Consider the following 19,419-nt stretch of genomic DNA (forward strand, 5'->3'; position numbering starts at 1 on the left):
ACACTTCCTTCCATCAACAATCAGATATTGCTGCGGGTTTCATTTCTATGTAAAAAACCGCCAGGAGGCGGCTAATAAAGACATACCATTACTTCGATGTTGTCGCTAAAGTGGCTTCAGGTGTTGTGACCTTATCATAAAAATCAACATAATTATCACGTTCAGCGCTGCTTCGGTAGGCCATGGCCACACGAGGATGTTCGTTAAGTACACCAGAGATCATGTAAGGAATGATATAGCCCCACTCCCACTTTTCTCTCATTTCTACCATATGCTTCTCAATTATACCAAGGACCGGCCTTAGTTCATAGCTAGTTTTTTGGATATAGCTAATGAGAAGTTCTGTGTTACAGTTACCCGCTGCACGGCCCATTCCATAAACCGATGAATCAAGGTAAGTTACGCCATTTTGAAAAGCAGTCAATGTATTGGCAAATGCTAACTGCATATTATTATGTGTATGAATTCCAAGCTGCTTGTTAGGAAGCAGGGACTGGAATTTCTTCACTTGATGGGCAATACCCGCAGGATCTAAGCTTCCAAAGGAGTCAACGATATAGACAACATCAACAGGACTTTCCTTTACCATTTCCATTGCTTCAATCAGCTGATGTTCAGGAACGCTCGACAAAGCCATAATGTTGAGTGAAGTCTCATATCCCAATTCGTGGAACATTTGTACAAGTTCTAAGCCCTTGTCCACTTCGCGGATATAGCAGGCCACCCGAATCATATCCAATACACTTTGCTCGCGGGGCAGGATGTCATTTGGATCCACTCGGCCGATATCAACTAGAGCTGATAGTTTGGTGAATTTTTTCTCAGGAATAATTTCTTTTAGGAATTGATCATCAAGAAATCTCCATGGATTAGGTTCTGTCGCATTAAGGAGTTTAGCAGAATTTTTGTAACCTATTTCCATATATTCCACACCGGCTGCACTTAATCCATTATATAAGTCCTGTACAAATTCGACACTGAAATCCCAATTGTTGACTAATCCTCCATCACGAATCGTACAGTCTACTATTTTATTGTTATGTACCATTTTGCCACTCCCCTTGTCATATGCTCATTCGTCATATTATTTGTTATATGAATGGTTTATATCATGTTTTGATTCAAAGTGTCAAACTTATTTTTCAAAAAATGGCGAAAGTTCAAAACGCAATTAGAAGAATTAAACAAAAAGGTACATCACTTAGATATAGCGTTTTACCTTGTTCAAGATCATGGTTATCCTATAATAATGCGCTCTTTTGGGTAATGATAATTCTTTTTATCCGGTTTCCCGCCTAATAATAATAAAAAGGTAAAGATTCCAATTCTACCGATAAACATTAATATCATAATGATTATCTTACCCATGGTACTTAATTCTTCAGTAATCCCCATTGAAAGACCGACCGTACCAAATGCAGATGAGACTTCAAACATGATTTCCATTAATGAAAAATTCGGCTGCAAAATCGTAAGTAATACTGAACTTACACCACAAAGCAGCATAGCTGTTGCAATCACGATATAGGACTTAATAACGTCTTCCATGACAAGCTCTCTTTTAAAAATCCTTATGGTCATATTTCCATTAGCAAAGTGGTAGATACTTAATAACATAATGGCAAAAGTAGTCGTTCTGATCCCCCCGCCTGCACTGCTTGGAGATGTACCTATAAACATTAGAATGCTTAAAATAAGATGAGTGGGAGTAGAAAATTCCTTTATATCCATTGTATTCAATCCACCATTCCGGGCGGATACAGAATAAAATAGCGAATGAACAAAAGCGGAATGCCACGTTTTGTCGGAATAGAATCGATTAAACTCACATAACCAGATAAGAATTGTCCCTATCACGATTAGTGCAAAAAAGGTTAGCGTCGTGATTTTTGTAAAAAGAGAAAACCTAAAGGGCATTTTCTCTCGATGTTTAAAGAATTGAACCACTTCCATCAGGACAGGAAAACCAATGGCTCCTATTATTAACAGCACCATCGTGATAAATAGCACAAAATAATCGTTAGCAAAAGGGATTAACGATTCCCCTGTAATATCAAATCCAGCATTCGTTGCTGCACTAACAGCTGCAAAGAAACCCTGTAAGTAAGCCTCTTGCCAAGTTGGAAAGTATTTTAAAAAGTAGGTTCCCAAAATAATTGCTCCGATTAATTCGGTAATCATAAATAGGATAAGGATATTTCTAACAAGTTTAACGATTCCAGCAAAAGTCGGAAGGTTTTGGTCGGTCATAATGAGCATGCGATCTCTCATTCCGATGCGTCTCCCAATCAAGAACCAAATCATTGTTCCCAGAAACATAATACCAATGCCGCCAAATTGCAGGATAATCGCAAAGATGAATGTACCTGGAACACTAAGAACCTCATTAATTGCAACAGTAGATAATCCCGTTACACTTACAGCACTCACAGCAGTAAATAAGGCATCTATTAATGTTAATTTAGCATGGGGCTGTTGTGTAATTGGCAGCATTAATAAGATGGTCGAAACCAGGACCGCTATCAAGTAATAGACAACGATGGCTTGGGCGGGTTTTAGTTTGCTCTTTTTTTTCTCTTTTAAAATGTTCATATTTCACCATTTCAATCTAATTTTGACAATATATCTAATATAATACACTCTTCCTTACATTACCCACTTTTTGCTTTTTTAAATTCAAAAAAACAGGACTGAATATTATTCAGCCCCGTTTTTTCCCTTTTTCCCCATCATTGCAAATGCAATTGAACTGAAAAAGTTACCTAAAGCACTCAAGATTTCAAGCATTGCTAATCATCTCCTTTATAATATATACGAGGAGTTTGTCTAAAGGTTTCTTTATTTATGAATGGGATACTTATTCGTAAAATAAAGAACGGAAAGTCCTCCCTCGACATGAAAAGGGAATCTGCTGAGTTTAGCAGATTCCCTTTTTGCTTTCAATCATTAATACTCTCGGTTGCCGTTTAAGTTAGTATTCGTTTGATTTAAGTTAGCCACCGGGGTATTGTATGGATCATTTGTATTGATGGTTCCGGTTGTATCGTTATGATTTACACTTGTATCAGTTGTTCGTCCATCTCTTATAAGGTTTTCTCGTCGTTCCACAACAACTAGGAACTTACCTTCGTTGACATAGCCTTCATAACGGTCAGCCTCTTCTTCAGGAATGCCCAATCCAATTAAAGCTCCTGCTAAGCCGCCTACGCCTGCGCCCGCTGCCGCCCCTGTCAAGGTAGCAGCTATCGGTCCAGCAGCTACAAGAGGTCCTATACCTGGTATAGCGAGAGCACCTACGCCTGCTAAAAGACCTAATAACCCGCCAACGGCACCGCCCGTTGCTGCTCCAGTCAAAGCACCTTTTTCCGTCGTTCCAGTCGCATCATTAATTTCATGTACTTCGTCTTTATTTTTCCCGATAACAGAAATATCTTCAGCTGCATATCCCTGTCGTTTTAAATCTTCGACCGCCTGAATAACTTCATTTTCAGTGTCGTAAACTCCCACCAAGTGTTTTTCATGTTCATTCATTGAAATTCCTCCTTTGATTGGTAGTCTTTAATTTGATACCCGCCATTAGGAGGAATGAAACATTCCTTTTACTGTATAAGATGCTTCACAGTTATTTATGTATTTGAGATTCTGGGTAAAAGTATCGTAAACTCTGTCCCCTTATCCTTTTCACTTTTCACCAGTATTTTACCTTTGAACGAACGGATAATTTGATAAGTTACCATCATACCTAGTCCCGTCCCGCTTTCTTTTAAGGAATAAAAAGGAGATCCAAGCCTATCTAGTTGTTTTTTTGTCATCCCTATTCCTTGGTCTTTAATGGTCATTTTTATATATCCATCATCCGTTGCTGTACAGGCGACCCAAATCGTTCCACCATGGGGCATAGACTCTATCGCATTTTTCAAGATATTAATCAAAGACTGATTCAATTTTTGGGGATTTACATAAATCCAACAGTTATCACGAAAGTCAGTTCTAATCTCAATACTATGGTTAAGGGAATAACCTTGGATGATATTTACAACTTGGTACAACTGATAACTAACGTTGATTCTTTCGTCGTTAGTTGTGGAGGGTTTTCCGAAAGATAAAAAATCATTAATAATTTCATTTGCCCGATCTAATTCTTCAATCGATAACTGAATATACTCCTTCTTCTTCTTCTTAGGCAAATCCGGCTCGTTAAGGAGTTGCAAAAAGCCCCGGGTCACTTGCATGGGATTTCTAATTTCATGAGCGAAAACACTGGTTAACTCACTTATCACTTTTAATTTCTCCGAGTTTTCCATCTCGGATCGTAACTGTTGAATCTCCCTAATCGTTTCATTTAGCATCGTGAAGAACCAAGTAGCTGCCACTCCAAAGATGAGATGTATCATAGGTACTATAAGATTCTCGAAGGAAAAACCTCTTAACACGCCAAAAAAAGCAAGACCAATTAGGCAATAATAAAAGGCAAGGCCAACGGCAATTTTAACTCTTTTTTCTTTTTTCGAGATAGCAAAGGATTTCTGAAAAAACAATATAACAGGTAATGAAAATAATAAGACAAAAAAAGTATTATAGAATCCTATATTGAAACCCAAATAAAGTCGATAAAGAATGATAATGGCCGAAAGGAAGATACCTGTCCCTAATCCGCCGTATAGGGTCCCGAATAACAAAGGAATAATTCTTAACTCCAAGCGGGCATTTTGACCAAAATTCACTGGAAAGGACATGCAAATTAAGATTGATAACCCCCACAGAATAGACATGATTAATTTTCTACTTCTTCCATTCTTTATCCTTTCTGTGATAAACGTAAAGTAAATAAATATGGGTATGATCATAAGCGAAACTTGCAGCAAAAAATCCTTTATGATACTCATCTTCCATTACCTTTCCATCTTCATTTATATATTAAGTACTATTATACTTTATCGGTACCATATTTTGTCGATTACCGTTTAAATAAGTTGTAAATTGGCGTATCTATTAAACCGATTAATATCTATAGAAATAATCGTATAGAAAGCCTTTCAAGTAATTGGTAATATATATTTTATGATTTACTTACTTTTCCAAATGAGGTATCTATATGGGTGAAAAACCGAATCATTTACGTCCATTTGAGCTTCGATCATATATTGAATACTTGAGGGAAGACTTAATCGATATTGGTCAGAAGATGGGATTAACCCATCAACTAACTATTCAAGCCAGCGAGAAATTGGATTACTTTCTTAATGAATATAAGAAGGTATCTGAAAACAACCTATCAATCTATTAGAAGCTCTTAAGGTTAATTTTCAGGTCGTGCTTCGCCAGCCAGGATTTATTATACATAAAAAATGAAAAGACCCTTACGCCCAGTGTAAAGGTCTCTTCATTTTTTATGTATAATAATTGACATAGGATTAGGAATACCTTAGTCTTCTATTAATTATTTATAAAGATATTTCCTGATATGAAAGGATGATTGACATGAATACATACCAGACATCTTCATCAAACCTCACTCACAAGGAAAAAGCGGTATCTTTTCTACAGCTTGTAGCTGAAGGGAACGTCCGCGAGGCTTATCAGAGTTTCATAGGTCCTGACTTTCGTCATCACAACCCCTACTTTCGCGGGGATTCAGAATCACTTATGATTGCGATGGAAGAGAATGCAGTTAAAAACCCAAATAAAATCTTTGAAGTAAAACAAGCCATTCAAGAAGGAGATACTGTTGCTGTTCAATCTCATGTCAAGCAGAATCCAGAGGATCGTGGAGTAGCTGTTGTACATATTTTTCGTTTCCTTGATAACCAAATTGTTGAATTATGGGACATCGGTCAGCCCATTCCAGGGGATACACCTAATGAGAACGGGATGTTCTAAATTGACTTCAGAACTGCATAAAAAAAGGGTCACTTTCCTATAGAAAGTTGACCCTTTCCGTCTTGATTGGAAATAATTTTAGGAAGAAAGGTTGATTTGAATGGAATTTATTATCCGCGAGATGAAGCTGGAGGATATATACCAGGTCCAGCAAGTTGCTAAGGAAAGTTGGAAAAGCACATATCAAGGAATTATTCCTCTAGGGATACAAGAACGTTTCTTAAAAGCCGCATATAACGACGATATGATGCAGAACCGACTAGAAAATTCATTTATATGGGTTTCAGAAGTTAATAGGAAAATAGTCGGCTTTGCCTCATCTGTTGTAGCTCCAACTTTCTTTCTGCTTCAGGGGATGAAACCCCTCCTCATCTGTCGTAGCTCCAACTTTCTTTCTGCTTCAGGGGATGAAACCCCTTCTCATCTGTCGTAGCTCCAACTTTCTTTCTGCTTCAGGGGTTGAGCCCCCTCCTCATCTGTCGTAGCTCCAACTTTCTTTCCGCTTCAGAGGTTGAGACCCTCCCTCGCCTTTCACATTGATATAAACAAAAAAACTTGGATGGACTCCAAGTATTCTACAATTTAGAGATAATCTTTGTTTTGACGCTTTTGATTAATTTGATCTCTGCATTTTTAGGGATGAACTCACTAATGTTTTCATACTTTCCCTCTAGTTGTTCTGGGTGCTCCATTACATATTCCTTAAAAGAATAGGAAAAAAGTTTTCGTGCTACTCTACCTTTTTCGCCAATGAAATTGAACCAGCCCTGCCCCACATAAAAAGGATTCGTAAGGATCTTCTCAACGATGTAATTCATACGGTCTTTTTCTTCCTCTGGCTGAAACTTTGTTTTGGAAGAAAGAGCTAAGATAAAATAATTTTTGTACCTATCCAATTCAAGTAATTGAAGATGATACTTTTCACGCTGCATTTGATTGAACTTCGTAAGGACAGTTTTGATGCTTTTTTCCACATCGATTTCAAATTTACTGGCTTCTTTCCACGTCGATAAGCGAGAATCAAATAGGGTAAGAGTTAGTATATAATAGGCTGCAAAATTTTTGGGATCAAATACTTCATTAACCACTTTCGTTTCATCTTCCGGTACAACAACAAAGTTTTTATAGTCAGCAAAGAAATTTTCCATCATTTCGTATACCTTCTTTCATACCTTGATAGATTCATGAATAAATGGCTTTCATTGATTTATATAATAATATTCATTCTTTATCCTCAAATATCCTGCTTATCCTCTTAAAAATCACAATTTTCACTATTTTTAACTAAATAGACCTATTTTCGAGGGTGATTTTTGTCGTAGACAAGGTCTTTTGTATGAGTTATTCAGAGATTTTTGGAACAGAAAAAAACTCAAAATTCACAAATACGAATTTTGAGCCGTTTTCCTAAATGATTTAAAATAAGTCTTTTATCGTAGGATCATTGTTTTCAAGTTTTTCAAAATTGAGTTTAAAACGGTTGGCTAATTCAAATGCTTGTTGATCATAAGCTGTTTTATTCATCCAGGTGTTTCGTGGTACTAAAACATCATTGGGTACACCAGGGCAAAACTTTGGAATGAGCAGACCAAAAACCGGATCTGGTTCATAGTCAAATTTATCTAATTGTCCTGTAATGGCATTTGTTACCATCGCGCGTGTATACCGTAAGTCCATCCGCTTGCCCACTCCATAGGGGCCGTCGCTCCAACCGGTGTTTACTAAATAAACATTCGTTTGATATTTATCAATTTTTTCACCCAGCAGTTTGGCGTAGACACTAGCCCTGAGCGGCAAAAATGGTGCACCGAAACAAGTGGAGAATGTAGCCTCAGGTTTCGTTATGCCTCTTTCTGTACCGGCAAGCTTACTCGTATAACCTGAAAGGAAGTGATACATCGCCTGCTTTTTTGTTAATTTAGCAATGGGAGGAAGTACTCCAAAGGCATCAGCGGTTAAGAAAATGATGACGTTGGGATGTCCGGCCACTCCGGGGATAACCGCCTTTTGAATATGTTCAATCGGATAAGCCACTCGTGTATTTTCCGTTAAGGTATGATTAGAGTAATCTGCTTCTCTTGTACTCTCATTAATGATTACATTTTCGAGAACAGCACCAAAACGGACAGCTTGATAAATTTGCGGTTCCTTTTCTTCCGAAAGGTCTATGCACTTTGCATAACAGCCACCTTCCATGTTAAATTCCCTGTATCACTCCAGCCGTGTTCATCATCTCCAATTAAATAACGTTCCGGGTCAGCAGAAAGGGTAGTTTTTCCTGTCCCAGACAGGCCGAAGAAAAGGGCTGCATTGTCTTTATGATCAGTATTTGCAGAACAATGCATGGTGAGAACATCTCTTTGAGGCAGCAATGTGTTCATGACACTAAATATGGACTTTTTCATTTCACCTGCATATTCGGTACCGCCAATTAACACAAGCCGTTTTTCATAATTTATAATAATAAAAGTTTCCGATTTTGTCCCATGGATGGCCGGTATCGCATGAAATCCTGGAACACAGATGATTGTGAATGAATCTAGCCAATCATTAGTCATTGCTTGGGTTGGGCGGATAAACAGTTGATGAGCAAATAATTATGCCAGGCATATTCATTGATCACCGTAATTGGCAGAGAATATAAATCCTCTGCACCTGCATAACCGTTGAATAAAAATAATTCTTTGCCGATTAAATAATCAAGTACATCTTGATAAAGATCGTTAAATCTATCTTGATCAAACGGCTGGTTTACATCTCCCCATGCAATTTTTTCAGCAATGGATGGCTCGCAGACAATGTATTTATCTTTGGGGGACCGGCCTGTATACTTTCCTGTCGTTACTCGTAAAGCACCTGTATTGGTTAGGACCCCTTCTCCCCGTTTAATCGCTGCTTCCACCAGTTCTGGAACCGACAAATTTCTATAAACCTGAGTATCAGCCAAAATACTTTGAAGTGATGTTACATTTTTTATCGCCATTTTAAACCCACCTTATTTAAAAAATGGTTTTAACAAAGGAAGATATGAGAATGCTTTATACTTAATAAATATATATTCAGCTAACATTCTATTTGTGAAACATTTCACAAAAGTTCATAAAGTGTTCATTGGTCTAAGTTACATTCTTAGAAAATGGTTATGAAATGACTACTTTTTATTATTTTAACTGAGGAATGAGGGATAAAAAATGAAATGTCTCCGACTGCATTTCTTTTATTATGACAATTTTCTTCTTTTGCTTGGTCATTTAATATTAGAAATTTAATACAACTTTCCTAGTTATGTTGAATGAATGGATTAGAAATATGTAATTTGTGTGAATGTGCAAATTTGTCACTAACTTGTTGAAATTCATTTATTGATCAATAAAATGAATCATCTAACAAAATTTTGATTCTATCTACAACTATCTCCTGCATTAGTAAAAAGCCTACATTACTGTAGGCTTTAATTACTTAAAAGATGTAAAACGGAAATCTGCTATTAGATTACTCCCTGTGCAACCATAGCCTCTGCCACTTTTACATATCCGGCGATATTCGCACCGACAACAAGATTCCCTGGTGCATCATATTCCACTGAGGCTTCCATACTCTTTTGGTAGATATCTTTCATGATCGTTTGTAATTTCAAATCAACTTCTTCAAATGTCCAAGCAACCCGGGCACTATTTTGCGCCATTTCTAAAGCAGAAACTGCCACTCCACCTGCATTTGCTGCTTTGGCAGGTCCGAATAACACTTGATTTTCCATAAAAGTATCGACTGCTTCTTGTGTAGAAGGCATGTTGGCACCTTCGCCCACTGCCTTAACCCCATTCGAAACTAATATTTCTGCTGCTTCCTTACTCAACTCGTTTTGAGTTGCACATGGTAACGCAATATCACAAGGGATGGACCAGATGCCTGCACACCCTTCATGATAAGTCGCCTGTGGATGTTCCGATACATATTCAAAAATTCTTTTATTCTCTACTTCTTTTAACCGTTTTACCGTATCAAGGTTTATTCCATTTGGGTCATACACATATCCGTTTGAATCGCTGCATGCGACTACTTTTGCACCAAACTGCATGGCTTTTTCCATCGCATAGATGGAAACATTTCCTGAACCGGATACAACCACCGTGCTTCCGTTAAAGCTTAATCCCGTACTTTTCAGCATTTCCTCTACAAAGTAGACGGTTCCATATCCAGTTGCTTCTTTGCGTCCTAAGCTTCCTCCAAACCCTGGCCCTTTGCCAGTTAGGACGCCAGCTTCATATGCCCCTTTTAACTTTTTATATTGTCCGAACATATAGCCGATTTCTCTAGCACCTACCCCGATATCACCAGCAGGGACATCGACATCGGGTCCGATGTGTTTGGAAAGCTCACTCATAAAGCTTTGACAGAAGCGCATAATTTCAAAATCAGATTTCCCTTTTGGATCGAAATCCGAACCGCCTTTTCCGCCGCCGATGGGCTGCCCTGTTAATGAGTTTTTGAAGATCTGCTCAAACCCGAGAAATTTAATAATGCTTGCATTAACTGAAGGGTGAAATCTTAGTCCGCCCTTGTAAGGCCCAATCGCATTATTAAATTGAACGCGGAATCCACGGTTAACTTTCACATTTCCTTGATCGTCCACCCATGGAACCCTAAACGTAAATAATCGGTCTGGTTCAATCAGCCGTTCTAAAACTGCTAGTTTCATATATTTTGGATTTTTCACTAAAACAGGTACTAAAGAATCAAGTACTTCCTTCACAGCCTGCTGGAACTCCCATTCATTTGGATTACGCCTTTCAACACTTACCAATAAACGATTTACGTAATCCTTCACGATTTCCTTTTGATTCTCTTCCACTTTGTCCAGCATTTTCATCCCATTCAACCCCTACTGTATTATAAAATTAAGAAAATTCTCTTTTCTAAAAGATGTTTTCATTTTATAATTTTATAATTAATAGTTTCAATATTAATTTTCGATGAAATCAATGCATAAAACGCATCAATAGGAAGTGATCAAAATGGAGACAAGGCAAATTCAATATTTCCTAGAAGTGGCAAAACGAGAGCATGTAACAGACGCAGCTGATGCTTTGCATGTTGCCCAATCATCTGTTAGCAGACAAATTTTTAATTTAGAGGATGAGTTAGGTGTCGAACTCTTTATACGTGAAGGTAGAAATGTAAGGTTAACTCCTCTAGGCCGGATTTTTTATGAACGGATGAAACAAGTGTGGAACATGATGGAGGATGCGAAACGGGAAGTGGAAGAATATCTAAATCCTGAAAAAGGCATTGTTCGGATTGCCTTTCCGATAAGCATGGCGGCTCATACCTTGCCGTCCATCATTTATGCTTTTCGGACACGATACCCAGAAGCAAAATTTCAAATGAGCAATGCCCTTTATTATGATTTAATTGATGGTGTAATCAATGGTGAATTTAATTTAGCCATGATTGCTCCGATGCCGAATCAGGAAAAAGAGAAAAAAATAAAAGGGATGACTCTTTTCACCGAAGACATTGTGGCGCTCATCCCTATTCATCACCCCTTATCTGATCGAAAATCGATTAGGTTAAGAGACCTAAGGGAAGCCCCCTTTTGTGTTCTTCCAGAAGGGTTTGTGTTTCGTGATCAAGTGGTTCGCGCCTGTCATGATGCAGGCTTTTCTCCAAAAATCGCCTTTGAAGGAAAGGATATTGATGCATTAAAGGGATTAGTGTCTGCAGGTTTGGGGGTCGCATTGATGCCAGAAATGACTTTGGTAGATAATACCCCCCGTTCCACCGTCATCATTCCCATCTCAGATACCACTCTGACACGAACAGTTGGTGTGATTTACCCGACCCAGCGTAAACTGCTCCCGACTGAAGCCTTGTTTTATGAGTTCCTGCTTGAAACTTACGAACGACTCAATGAGTTTAGTAAATAAAGAATGGCAGTAAGCAGCTGGGTCTTGTTTGCAAGCGAACCCCTACAAAATCAGGAGTGCCATTTTCCTTTGGCACTCCTCTTTGTTTTTGCTTCGGTAAAGCAAGCAACTTTGTTCCCCTTTACTTTTGTTGTGATAAAACTCTTCTAACAAATTCAAATCCTTGCTTCTCTGCTTGGTCCATAGCTCGCTTAGGCATCTCTTTGTTTTCTCTTTGTTTTTTTAATTGCATGGTCCCATTGATATTTGCTTCTATTTCGTGTTTCATCATGTTGACAATCCAAATGATCACTAAAAATCCTAAAATAGGGGCAAAGACCGTCCAAGGTGCTCTGCTGAAATCATTATAATTCTGCCCGATTAAGCCGGCCCATTCATTCGATAAAGAAGCCGCTTTCGGTGGTTCATCATAGCCGAAAACTCCGCCAATTGTTTCCCCGCCTAGGAAGAAGCCAAAAATCCCAAGATGCATGGTTACCTGTAAGCTGCTTATTAACTGCTGAAAAATAAACAACACTCCGTAGGACCGAAAAAACGGCATTAAATGTGTCCGTATAATATGTATTTTACTAGCCCCCATTAAGAAAGAGCTCTGAATAAACGATTGTTTCAGCCATTCATCTGTGAGCTCTGCTGCCAAAATGGTAACTGACGGAAAACCTAGAAAGACTAGGATTAATAATTGATAAGTTATGACAGCGGAACTTGGACTCTCGAAACTTCCCATGACTGGCATCATTAGCACAATGCCTAAAAATGCTGCAGGTATATATCTAAATATGATAAAAAAGTCTTTAAAATACTTGGTCAAATAGGGAAAATAAACAGATAAGAATACACCCATGATTCCACCCAATAGTACTCTTAGAATTGCAACTGTAATGGCTGTAATCAGGGTGAATTTGGCTCCATACAACAGCAGCAGATGCATCTCCTGCCCATTGCGGTCCGTTCCCAATATATGCTCTAGAGAAGGCCGAAACGGTGCCCTTCCAATATAATTGCCCGCCTCATCGGTGACTAAGATTTTTTTATTAAAATCTACTGGTCCGTACAAAGGATACAAATAACTCAGTAGAAATAGAAGGAGAAGGATGACCGCGCCAAACATTGTTTTTTTATAATTTCTCATAGACTACTACTCTCCTTCCCTTTATAAAACTTGATCACCAGATGGCTCACTGCTTCCATTATCAACAGTGGAAGTGTAAACAAGAATAAACAAATCAATAGTGCCAAAAATTCTCCATTCCCCATTGCCGTTTGAAAGGTTTTCGTAAAGCCGGGAATGTTAAACATGTACTCTAATAGAAAAATATTTGAGAGTATAATCCAAAGACTTGTCCTCAGCTGGATGATTAATAGGGGTACTAGGTTGCGAATCTTATGAACCATGAGAATTCGAAACCGGCTGAGTCCTTTGGCCAAACTATACTGCACATAATCTTTTGCCTCTTCCTCTTCTAGCACTTTCATAAAGAATTGTAGTAAGAAAAATGCCGGGAGAAAAGAAATGGTTACGATGGGGATTACATAGGGCTTATGTCCAAAATTCCCGTATAATTGTAAAAATTTGAGTCCTGTAGATTGATAGAGTGTAATAACAAAAAAATGAAACGAAAAGATGACCAGTAAATCTGGAACACCTTCAAAAAAATCAATAATCCTTTTTAGACTTTTTGCTATCTTTTTAGGAACCGTTTGGACCAAAATTACTCCTGCCAGGCTAATGCATATGACTAGCAATAGGGAAATAAATAGGATGAACATGGTATAGCGATAACTGTCCATCCAATTTAGCTGCTGTAAGAAAATAATGAATTGCCCATCTGTCAGCTCCGTTAATTTTAGAAAACTCATTTTTACATATGTCCAAAACGTTATCACGTTAAAGGTTAGTGACTCCCCTAAACCAATCAGCGATGGGACGGCAAAAACAAATATAATCCCCGAAATCATTAAGAAAAACCTTACAGGTAACTCCAATACCTTTTTCAACTTTTCACCTCTTTCTTAATATCTATCAGTGTTTCGTTCACCTAAATAAATTAGACGAGTCAAATGTTGTTTTATATTCATATTTTTAATAAAAAATTAAGTTTTTTCAAGAATAAAGAAATTTGATTTAGGATGATTAAATTCTTTGACTGTGTGAAAAACCAATCCGCCCTGCCCCAATCCACATATAAATAGTAATAAATTGTTGTTGCAGGTCAATGAGAGGAGTTTCTAAATGACAAAAAAAATAATCGATAGAATCCCGCTGGAGGAAAGAATTAAGGTCATGACGAATGAAGAGAATCAAGGCGGGGACTTATCAGCCCGTGACTATGCTTGGTATGTAACGTTAGGAATCATCTTTCCTGTTATTTTGCTCATTTGGGGATGGTCCTAATGTCTAGACAAGAACAACATGAGACAGAAGACTCATATCCGCTACTACCACATGAACGAATTTGGCGACAACGGGATTTATTAATGGTTTCCATCAGCACCACGATTGCCACTTGGTGTTTTTTAATGGGCGGCTTTGTGGGTACCTATTTAAATGCCAAAATGGGGATGGCCGCACTTACAGCTGGCTCGATGATTGGGATGTTTTTTATTTCACTTGCTGTTATACCAGCTGCCGCTAAATATGGAATTGAAAGCGTTACCTCAACCAAACCGTTTTTCGGAAACCGTGGGTGGATTCTAGCCTTGATCCTTCAATACTTATCGGTCATAGGCTGGAATTCCATTATTCTCATCTTCTTCGCAAAATCCACAGCCCGCTTGTTGCTTGTAACTGGTGTCATCCCCGAGTCATTCAGCTCCATCACTGTTTCTTTACTTACGATTGCGGCCGTTATCGCTATCTTCCTTCTTTTGCGCAAAGGTTCGGAAGCCGTTAAACATTTATCTGCCTTTTTAACCATCCTTATCCTTTTAGTAGGAATCTGGCTCTTTTTTATCATCATAAAAAACTTTGGTTTTGAAACCATTGCAGCTGCCAAACCGGCTGCCTCGTCTGGCCATCCGCTTTGGGATTACACAACAGGAGTTGAGATCGGTTTGGTCAGTTTAATGGCGTGGTGGCCATACTTGGGTGGACTCGTTCGAATGTCTCCAAAAGCAAGTCAGACCACACTGCCTTCGATGCTGGGTTTAGGGCTGCCTGCCGCTGTCATGAGCTATATTGGAATTTTTTCAATACTGATAATCGGTGATCCTGACCCTACTGCCTGGATGGTTGAACTAGGAGGAATTCTCTATGGCAGCATCGCCCTTGGCTTTATTGCAGTTGCGAACTTCGGTTCTGCCGTCGTCGGAGTGTATATCTCCTGTCTGGGATTAAGAAATGTGGAGTTTCTGAAGAAGAAATCCTGGAATTTGACCACCTTGACAGCATTGATTCCAATTGCCTTAGTAGCGGTATTAATACCGGATTTATTTTTCGCAAAATTTGGCAATTTCTTAGCTTTCCTTGGGGTGTTATTTGCTCCAATGGTAGGCATACAAATCGTTGATTACTTTGTTTTTCGAAGAAAGCAGCTGAGCATGAATGACTTGTATGATTCAACCGCCACTTCCGCTTATTCCTTTTGGAAAGGATGGAATCCCGCTGGTCTAATCGCCTTAATGGGCGGTATCGTCACTTACTTTTATCTATTAAACCCTTTAACTTATCAATCCCACCCTCCCTATCAATACTTGACTGCCACCCTGCCAAGCATGATCATTGCAGCGGCCGTATATGGGATAATAACCAGTTTGGTCATTATTCCTGCAGGTTGGGGAGGGTATAGAAAAAACAAAAGACCGAAACGCTGATATAGACAAAACTCTATATGGGAGTGTATTTCACTTTGCACTCCCTGACTGTTTTCTATAAATTTTGCAAAAAATTTGTCTTCTTTTATATATTTTTAAAAGAATTGTAATACAAAGGAGACTGTAAATATGGTACATTGGATATAATTAATTCTGTTATATAATAAAAAAACAGAATTTACCGTCGTATTGCCTTATTAGATAAACGGTTTGCTGGAACGATCTATTTCTTTTTAGAATGAGGGATTCATATGTTAACACGGTACAAAAAAATGTACAATAAAATTGCGACTGGGTTATTATCTTTTATGCCAAATGAAAAGAATCTACAAAAACTGATGACAACCATGACTGAATATGAAACCGAACAAAACCGCCAACTTTTTTTGTGGAAAGAAGAAGAAGGAATTATTGGACTAATTGGTGTCTTATTTGTAGAGAAAGACCTTATGCAAATCATACATATTTCTGTAAATCCGTCGCACCGTGGTCAAGGACTTGGCAAAAAAATGATAAGTGCCTTAAGAGATCTATATCCGGACCCACATTTGATTCCTGATGAGCATACAAAATCGTTTCTGGTTAAGTGTGATATCTCCCCTAAAATATCACAAAGCACAGCCTATGCTCTTTAAACGAAACGCAGAATGTAAATAACTTCCTATCTAAATACAACAAACCCTTCCAAAAATAACGCAAGGAAGGGTTTGTGTACAATATATATTTTTAGAGCAGAATGGAATCCAATATCCCCAAAGTTTTTTTGATATCATATTGCTCTAAAGCAACCAAAAATAACTTTCTTTTCAACAATTCTTCCTCTAACGATTTTATATTTCTGTTATACATATCCAGTATTGCAGCAATATAAGCCTCTATAACATTTTCATCACTTAACTTTTCAAAATCATAAACTAGTGCCTTTTTAATAACAACTGCATTCATCATATAGCCCCCTAAAATATGTCTATTTTAGGCAGCTCAGCCGTCATAGTTATGAACCTTAGACCTGTAGCTTTGCGTCCCAATCTTTCGAGTGGTTTGCCTTTTTCTATTTGCTGCGTTAAACTTCGATGTTGATTTCCACTCCAATCAACATCGTGACAAATTCCATTTCAAATTTAAAATGTAATCAATGTTATAATAAGATATTTTCACCAAACCAGCAATCGAAAAATCATTAAATTTTATCTTAATTTTTCTAGTTAGCGAGTTAGAAATTAATTATTTCCTAAGGTTTGGCGACGTTTTTGGCGATTTCTTTGTAATTCGCTTTGTTTCCATATGTATTTCTGCATATATAACTTTAGTACATCTTTCATTGTCTTTCCGTTTTTTTCCACCGCATCTTGAAATTGCTCCATTACACTTTCTGGGATTTCAACGATTAATTGAACCTTTTCAGGTTTTCCTTCACTTCCTTTCATCTCCTTTTTATACATATGTATCTGGTCCATTATTAAACCTCCTGGTATTCTTTAAAATGATTCTTTTTAAGTAGTCGCAACAAATGAAATATTTGAATTATTTAATATAACACTATGATAACAGTGGAAAACGGATACAATTCTAATAATTTTTCGTCAAATTTCGACAATGATTACTAATTCTTACTTCAACAACTGGTAACATTGGAATTAATCTACTATAGAATGATCCTTCTCATGATGATAAATTATTTATTGTCGCATCTGATCAAATGATTTGATGAAATGGTGAGTAGTCGCGGTTCCTTAATTTAAGGAGCTGAGGAAAGTCCAGGCTCGCACAGTGCTGAGATGCCTGTAGTGTTCGTGCCATCTGTAAGGGTGGGCAGTCGATGACCTATCGACTGACGGCGGTGAAATCATGCTACGTCCTTTGGGATATGCTGAGAATAACCTGAAAGTGCCACAGTGACGAAACTTTTCTGGAAACGGAAAAGGTGGAACGGGTAAACCCCACGAGCGAGCAACCCAAATTTAGGTAGGGGCATCATCCTGCGGGAAATGAACCTAACGGATGAATCGGTCATTGACCGATAGTTATATGACTACAACTTCTAGTACGAGGCTTGCTGCCGTTTGTAGTACGGAAGTACAGAACCTGGCTTACAGCCATTTCATGAGCTGATTATCGTTGATCGAGGCACAATAATAGTGAGGGAGAGTTAATCTCTTTAATGCCCTCTCCTTATTACATATCCTTCCTAAAACAGTATTTATAAACGATCATGGAAGTCGTCTAGCCCGTTTGTTAAAAGATTTGCAAGGATTGCAGAGTTTTCCTGGTCAGCATCATATTGTAATACATCGTCATACTCAAAAAGTTGAAACGAATCAGGAAAGGTTTCCCTCATATAATTAACAAATCCCTCCATATTTTCTTCTCCATTCTGACGAAACTCCATCATAATGGATCGAAATTTATGAGGCGGGATATCACACTTAATGTGATAAGATTTTGTAAATCCAAAGTCTTTTGTGCTGTAGAGATTGTATGTAAATGACATTTGAATCACCCTTTCCTTTCAATGTTCAAATTTATTTTCTCCAATGAAAAATAAATTAATAATTAATTTTTAACTAAATAGGATTTATAAAAAAATTTAGAGAATTCATAAATATCCCCACAAAAAGAATTGCTTTTTGTGGGGTTATTTTTTTATAAAACACTTATTCAAGAATGTTCGTCACTGTTATATCTTCATTATTTAAGTTTATTTTGTTTTTACCAATTCATTTTTTTCCCTTGATAGTCAATGAACATGTGTTGTTCGATTGAAGGGGATTTCAAGATTTCATTTGCAATTCCAGTTGCGGATTCAACCGCATCAATGGTAGCATTCGGGTTAAAATCTCCCATTATATAAGTTCTCACAAATCCTGGATGGAAGGCTAAAACCTTGATTCCATATTCCTTTAAATGGTTTTGCATGATCGTTAATTGCATGTTTAAAGCAGCCTTTGACATGCAGTAGGCGTATTCCTTTTTTCTCCATGAATCTTCTACACTTCCTGCTTCAGAGGATATATTCGCGAGAATTTTGCTTTCGCCCTTCATTAATAATGGAATGACAGATTTAGATACGCGTAACGGTCCCAAAGTATTTGTATTATAGTGTTTCAAAATATCCTCATAATTAATTTCGCCCAGTATATCTTCAGATCGATCTACATAAATGGCTGCATTATTAATCAAGATATCTAATTGTCCAGCCGTTTCCTTAATATAATCTGCAGCCGCATCGACCGATTGCTGATTTGTTACATCTAATGAAACAATATGTAAATTTTCGCTATATTCCTTTTTAAATTTGTCCAGTTCCTGCCAATTATTCATGTATTGTCCAGCAAATACTGTAAAATCAGAGTCAAGGAAAACCTTTGTCAGAGCCAAACCTAACCCTCTGTCCGCCCCAGTAATATAAATTGTCTTTTTCATAAATACCCATCCTCCCTTTAACACGACAATGTAATCACGTAAGCCCTTTCAACTTTAGGTATTCTCCACAGAAAGTACATATCCTCGTTTTTCATAAAAATTATTAACATCAAAAAAAAGTAACCCACTTACCTCTGAAGGAAAGTAGGTTACTTTTTTTGCATATATGTAAATGACATTTATCTCTTCTTTCAATATTTTTCGATAAAAAAAAGAAATCCTACTTGGAGGGATCATGCTACTCTTTTAAATAAAGAAGAAGCGAATAATGATTTCCGTAAAAGTCTTCATAATCAGGGATACGAAGGATTTTTGGTACAGGGTACTGAACTCGCCCATACAATTTGTGATATGTATTGTATTTTTTCAGAAGAGG

The 19,419-nt window shown here is 37.6% G+C and carries 20 protein-coding genes, 1 other RNA gene, 1 pseudogene and 1 riboswitch; of the genes and pseudogenes, 8 read left to right on the top strand and 14 right to left on the bottom strand.

Annotated elements, in window-relative coordinates; genetic code table 11:
* Positions 1-88: 88 nt before the first annotated feature.
* The 4 genes from GXK58_RS00275 to GXK58_RS00290 all read right to left on the bottom strand — a co-directional run bounded on the left by GXK58_RS00275 (position 89) and on the right by GXK58_RS00290 (position 4,886).
* Positions 89-1,048: an aldolase catalytic domain-containing protein gene (locus GXK58_RS00275; RefSeq protein WP_160718739.1), complete on the bottom strand. Its 960-nt coding sequence runs from the start codon at positions 1,046-1,048 to the stop codon at positions 89-91.
* A gap of 188 nt (positions 1,049-1,236) precedes the next feature.
* The gene (locus GXK58_RS00280) at positions 1,237-2,592 is read right to left on the bottom strand and encodes a TrkH family potassium uptake protein (protein ID WP_160718741.1); all 1,356 of its coding nucleotides are present in this window, start codon (positions 2,590-2,592) and stop codon (positions 1,237-1,239) included.
* Between the two features lie 354 nt (positions 2,593-2,946).
* On the bottom strand, positions 2,947-3,531 hold the full coding sequence (locus tag GXK58_RS00285) for a general stress protein (protein ID WP_160718743.1): 585 nt from the start codon (positions 3,529-3,531) through the stop codon (positions 2,947-2,949).
* Positions 3,532-3,626: 95 nt separating this feature from the next.
* Positions 3,627-4,886 carry an ATP-binding protein gene (locus GXK58_RS00290; protein WP_160718745.1) on the bottom strand — a complete coding sequence of 420 codons (1,260 nt, stop codon included), beginning with the start codon at positions 4,884-4,886 and terminating at the stop codon, positions 3,627-3,629.
* Between the two features lie 209 nt (positions 4,887-5,095).
* On the opposite strand from GXK58_RS00290, the gene GXK58_RS00295 reads away from it, so the two are divergent.
* From GXK58_RS00295 to GXK58_RS00305, 3 genes are all read left to right on the top strand, one after another.
* Complete coding sequence (locus GXK58_RS00295) at positions 5,096-5,287, top strand: aspartyl-phosphate phosphatase Spo0E family protein (protein ID WP_160718747.1); 192 nt, start codon at positions 5,096-5,098, stop codon at positions 5,285-5,287.
* Positions 5,288-5,481: 194 nt separating this feature from the next.
* Entirely contained in the window at positions 5,482-5,880 is a 399-nt protein-coding gene (locus GXK58_RS00300; protein WP_160718749.1) for a nuclear transport factor 2 family protein, read from the top strand.
* Positions 5,881-5,980: 100 nt separating this feature from the next.
* On the top strand, positions 5,981-6,313 hold the full coding sequence (locus tag GXK58_RS00305) for a hypothetical protein (protein ID WP_160718751.1): 333 nt from the start codon (positions 5,981-5,983) through the stop codon (positions 6,311-6,313).
* A 142-nt stretch (positions 6,314-6,455) separates the two neighbouring features.
* Here the strand turns inward: GXK58_RS00305 and GXK58_RS00310 are convergent, their stop codons facing one another.
* From GXK58_RS00310 to gdhA, 4 genes and pseudogenes are all read right to left on the bottom strand, one after another.
* Positions 6,456-7,031: a hypothetical protein gene (locus GXK58_RS00310; RefSeq protein ID WP_160718753.1), complete on the bottom strand. Its 576-nt coding sequence runs from the start codon at positions 7,029-7,031 to the stop codon at positions 6,456-6,458.
* A 265-nt stretch (positions 7,032-7,296) separates the two neighbouring features.
* On the bottom strand, positions 7,297-8,076 hold the full coding sequence (locus tag GXK58_RS27665; RefSeq protein WP_442862441.1) for a phosphoenolpyruvate carboxykinase (ATP): 780 nt from the start codon (positions 8,074-8,076) through the stop codon (positions 7,297-7,299).
* Positions 8,046-8,863 (bottom strand): annotated as a pseudogene (locus tag GXK58_RS27670) (phosphoenolpyruvate carboxykinase (ATP)). The gene GXK58_RS27665 and the pseudogene GXK58_RS27670 overlap by 31 nt, the downstream one beginning before the upstream one ends.
* A 504-nt stretch (positions 8,864-9,367) precedes the next feature.
* Positions 9,368-10,750, bottom strand: a complete 1,383-nt coding sequence (gene gdhA, locus GXK58_RS00320; RefSeq protein ID WP_160718755.1) for an NADP-specific glutamate dehydrogenase — start codon at positions 10,748-10,750, stop codon at positions 9,368-9,370.
* 145 nt (positions 10,751-10,895) lie between these two features.
* On the opposite strand from gdhA, the gene GXK58_RS00325 reads away from it, so the two are divergent.
* Positions 10,896-11,807 carry a LysR family transcriptional regulator gene (locus tag GXK58_RS00325; protein WP_160718757.1) on the top strand — a complete coding sequence of 304 codons (912 nt, stop codon included), beginning with the start codon at positions 10,896-10,898 and terminating at the stop codon, positions 11,805-11,807.
* 121 nt (positions 11,808-11,928) lie between these two features.
* Here GXK58_RS00325 and GXK58_RS00330 read toward each other — a convergent pair whose 3' ends face one another.
* Both GXK58_RS00330 and GXK58_RS00335 read right to left on the bottom strand, forming a co-directional pair.
* Positions 11,929-12,939, bottom strand: coding sequence for a hypothetical protein (locus tag GXK58_RS00330; RefSeq protein WP_160718759.1), 1,011 nt, complete (start codon positions 12,937-12,939; stop codon positions 11,929-11,931).
* On the bottom strand, positions 12,936-13,805 hold the full coding sequence (locus GXK58_RS00335) for an ABC transporter permease subunit (protein ID WP_160718761.1): 870 nt from the start codon (positions 13,803-13,805) through the stop codon (positions 12,936-12,938). The genes GXK58_RS00330 and GXK58_RS00335 overlap by 4 nt, the downstream gene beginning before the upstream one ends.
* Positions 13,806-14,040: 235 nt before the next feature.
* Here GXK58_RS00335 and GXK58_RS00340 point away from each other — a divergent pair, with 235 nt between their 5' ends.
* The 3 genes from GXK58_RS00340 to GXK58_RS00350 all read left to right on the top strand — a co-directional run bounded on the left by GXK58_RS00340 (position 14,041) and on the right by GXK58_RS00350 (position 16,255).
* Positions 14,041-14,202: a hypothetical protein gene (locus tag GXK58_RS00340; RefSeq protein WP_160718763.1), complete on the top strand. Its 162-nt coding sequence runs from the start codon at positions 14,041-14,043 to the stop codon at positions 14,200-14,202.
* A complete protein-coding gene (locus GXK58_RS00345) occupies positions 14,202-15,620 on the top strand; it encodes a purine-cytosine permease family protein (protein ID WP_160718765.1) in 1,419 nt (472 codons plus the stop codon). The genes GXK58_RS00340 and GXK58_RS00345 overlap by 1 nt, the downstream gene beginning before the upstream one ends.
* Before the next feature lie 251 nt (positions 15,621-15,871).
* Entirely contained in the window at positions 15,872-16,255 is a 384-nt protein-coding gene (locus GXK58_RS00350; RefSeq protein WP_160718767.1) for a GNAT family N-acetyltransferase, read from the top strand.
* A 91-nt stretch (positions 16,256-16,346) separates the two neighbouring features.
* Here GXK58_RS00350 and GXK58_RS00355 read toward each other — a convergent pair whose 3' ends face one another.
* Positions 16,347-16,565 (bottom strand): hypothetical protein, encoded by a 219-nt coding sequence (locus GXK58_RS00355; RefSeq protein WP_160718769.1) that lies wholly within the window; start codon positions 16,563-16,565, stop codon positions 16,347-16,349.
* 27 nt (positions 16,566-16,592) lie between these two features.
* Positions 16,593-16,676: riboswitch (cyclic di-GMP riboswitch) on the bottom strand.
* Between the two features lie 164 nt (positions 16,677-16,840).
* Positions 16,841-17,077 (bottom strand): hypothetical protein, encoded by a 237-nt coding sequence (locus tag GXK58_RS00360; protein WP_160718771.1) that lies wholly within the window; start codon positions 17,075-17,077, stop codon positions 16,841-16,843.
* Between the two features lie 254 nt (positions 17,078-17,331).
* Between GXK58_RS00360 and rnpB the strand changes: the two genes are divergently transcribed.
* Positions 17,332-17,718, top strand: an RNA gene (gene rnpB, locus GXK58_RS00365) — RNase P RNA component class B.
* Between the two features lie 102 nt (positions 17,719-17,820).
* On the opposite strand, the gene GXK58_RS00370 is transcribed toward rnpB, so the two are convergent.
* Together GXK58_RS00370 and GXK58_RS00375 are read right to left on the bottom strand one after the other, a co-directional pair.
* Complete coding sequence (locus GXK58_RS00370; RefSeq protein ID WP_160718773.1) at positions 17,821-18,111, bottom strand: hypothetical protein; 291 nt, start codon at positions 18,109-18,111, stop codon at positions 17,821-17,823.
* 218 nt (positions 18,112-18,329) lie between these two features.
* Entirely contained in the window at positions 18,330-19,043 is a 714-nt protein-coding gene (locus tag GXK58_RS00375; RefSeq protein WP_160718775.1) for an SDR family oxidoreductase, read from the bottom strand.
* Between the last annotated feature and the right edge of the window lie 376 nt (positions 19,044-19,419).

The organism is Bacillus sp. USDA818B3_A (assembly GCF_009928415.1).
Lineage (GTDB): Bacteria > Bacillota > Bacilli > Bacillales > Cytobacillaceae > Neobacillus.

What these genes read in the sequence shown, in the direction of transcription:
- GXK58_RS00275 (WP_160718739.1), bottom strand. Translation starts at nt 1,048, where the DNA reads ATGGTACATAACAATAAAATAGTAGACTGTACGATTCGTGATGGAGGA.
- GXK58_RS00280 (WP_160718741.1), bottom strand. Translation starts at nt 2,592, where the DNA reads ATGAACATTTTAAAAGAGAAAAAAAAGAGCAAACTAAAACCCGCCCAA.
- GXK58_RS00285 (WP_160718743.1), bottom strand. Translation starts at nt 3,531, where the DNA reads ATGAATGAACATGAAAAACACTTGGTGGGAGTTTACGACACTGAAAAT.
- GXK58_RS00290 (WP_160718745.1), bottom strand. Translation starts at nt 4,886, where the DNA reads ATGAGTATCATAAAGGATTTTTTGCTGCAAGTTTCGCTTATGATCATA.
- GXK58_RS00295 (WP_160718747.1), top strand. Translation starts at nt 5,096, where the DNA reads ATGGGTGAAAAACCGAATCATTTACGTCCATTTGAGCTTCGATCATAT.
- GXK58_RS00300 (WP_160718749.1), top strand. Translation starts at nt 5,482, where the DNA reads ATGAATACATACCAGACATCTTCATCAAACCTCACTCACAAGGAAAAA.
- GXK58_RS00305 (WP_160718751.1), top strand. Translation starts at nt 5,981, where the DNA reads ATGGAATTTATTATCCGCGAGATGAAGCTGGAGGATATATACCAGGTC.
- GXK58_RS00310 (WP_160718753.1), bottom strand. Translation starts at nt 7,031, where the DNA reads ATGATGGAAAATTTCTTTGCTGACTATAAAAACTTTGTTGTTGTACCG.
- GXK58_RS27665 (WP_442862441.1), bottom strand. Translation starts at nt 8,076, where the DNA reads ATGGAAGGTGGCTGTTATGCAAAGTGCATAGACCTTTCGGAAGAAAAG.
- gdhA (WP_160718755.1), bottom strand. Translation starts at nt 10,750, where the DNA reads ATGAAAATGCTGGACAAAGTGGAAGAGAATCAAAAGGAAATCGTGAAG.
- GXK58_RS00325 (WP_160718757.1), top strand. Translation starts at nt 10,896, where the DNA reads ATGGAGACAAGGCAAATTCAATATTTCCTAGAAGTGGCAAAACGAGAG.
- GXK58_RS00330 (WP_160718759.1), bottom strand. Translation starts at nt 12,939, where the DNA reads ATGAGAAATTATAAAAAAACAATGTTTGGCGCGGTCATCCTTCTCCTT.
- GXK58_RS00340 (WP_160718763.1), top strand. Translation starts at nt 14,041, where the DNA reads ATGACAAAAAAAATAATCGATAGAATCCCGCTGGAGGAAAGAATTAAG.
- GXK58_RS00345 (WP_160718765.1), top strand. Translation starts at nt 14,202, where the DNA reads ATGTCTAGACAAGAACAACATGAGACAGAAGACTCATATCCGCTACTA.
- GXK58_RS00350 (WP_160718767.1), top strand. Translation starts at nt 15,872, where the DNA reads ATGTTAACACGGTACAAAAAAATGTACAATAAAATTGCGACTGGGTTA.
- GXK58_RS00355 (WP_160718769.1), bottom strand. Translation starts at nt 16,565, where the DNA reads ATGAATGCAGTTGTTATTAAAAAGGCACTAGTTTATGATTTTGAAAAG.
- GXK58_RS00360 (WP_160718771.1), bottom strand. Translation starts at nt 17,077, where the DNA reads ATGGACCAGATACATATGTATAAAAAGGAGATGAAAGGAAGTGAAGGA.
- GXK58_RS00370 (WP_160718773.1), bottom strand. Translation starts at nt 18,111, where the DNA reads ATGTCATTTACATACAATCTCTACAGCACAAAAGACTTTGGATTTACA.
- GXK58_RS00375 (WP_160718775.1), bottom strand. Translation starts at nt 19,043, where the DNA reads ATGAAAAAGACAATTTATATTACTGGGGCGGACAGAGGGTTAGGTTTG.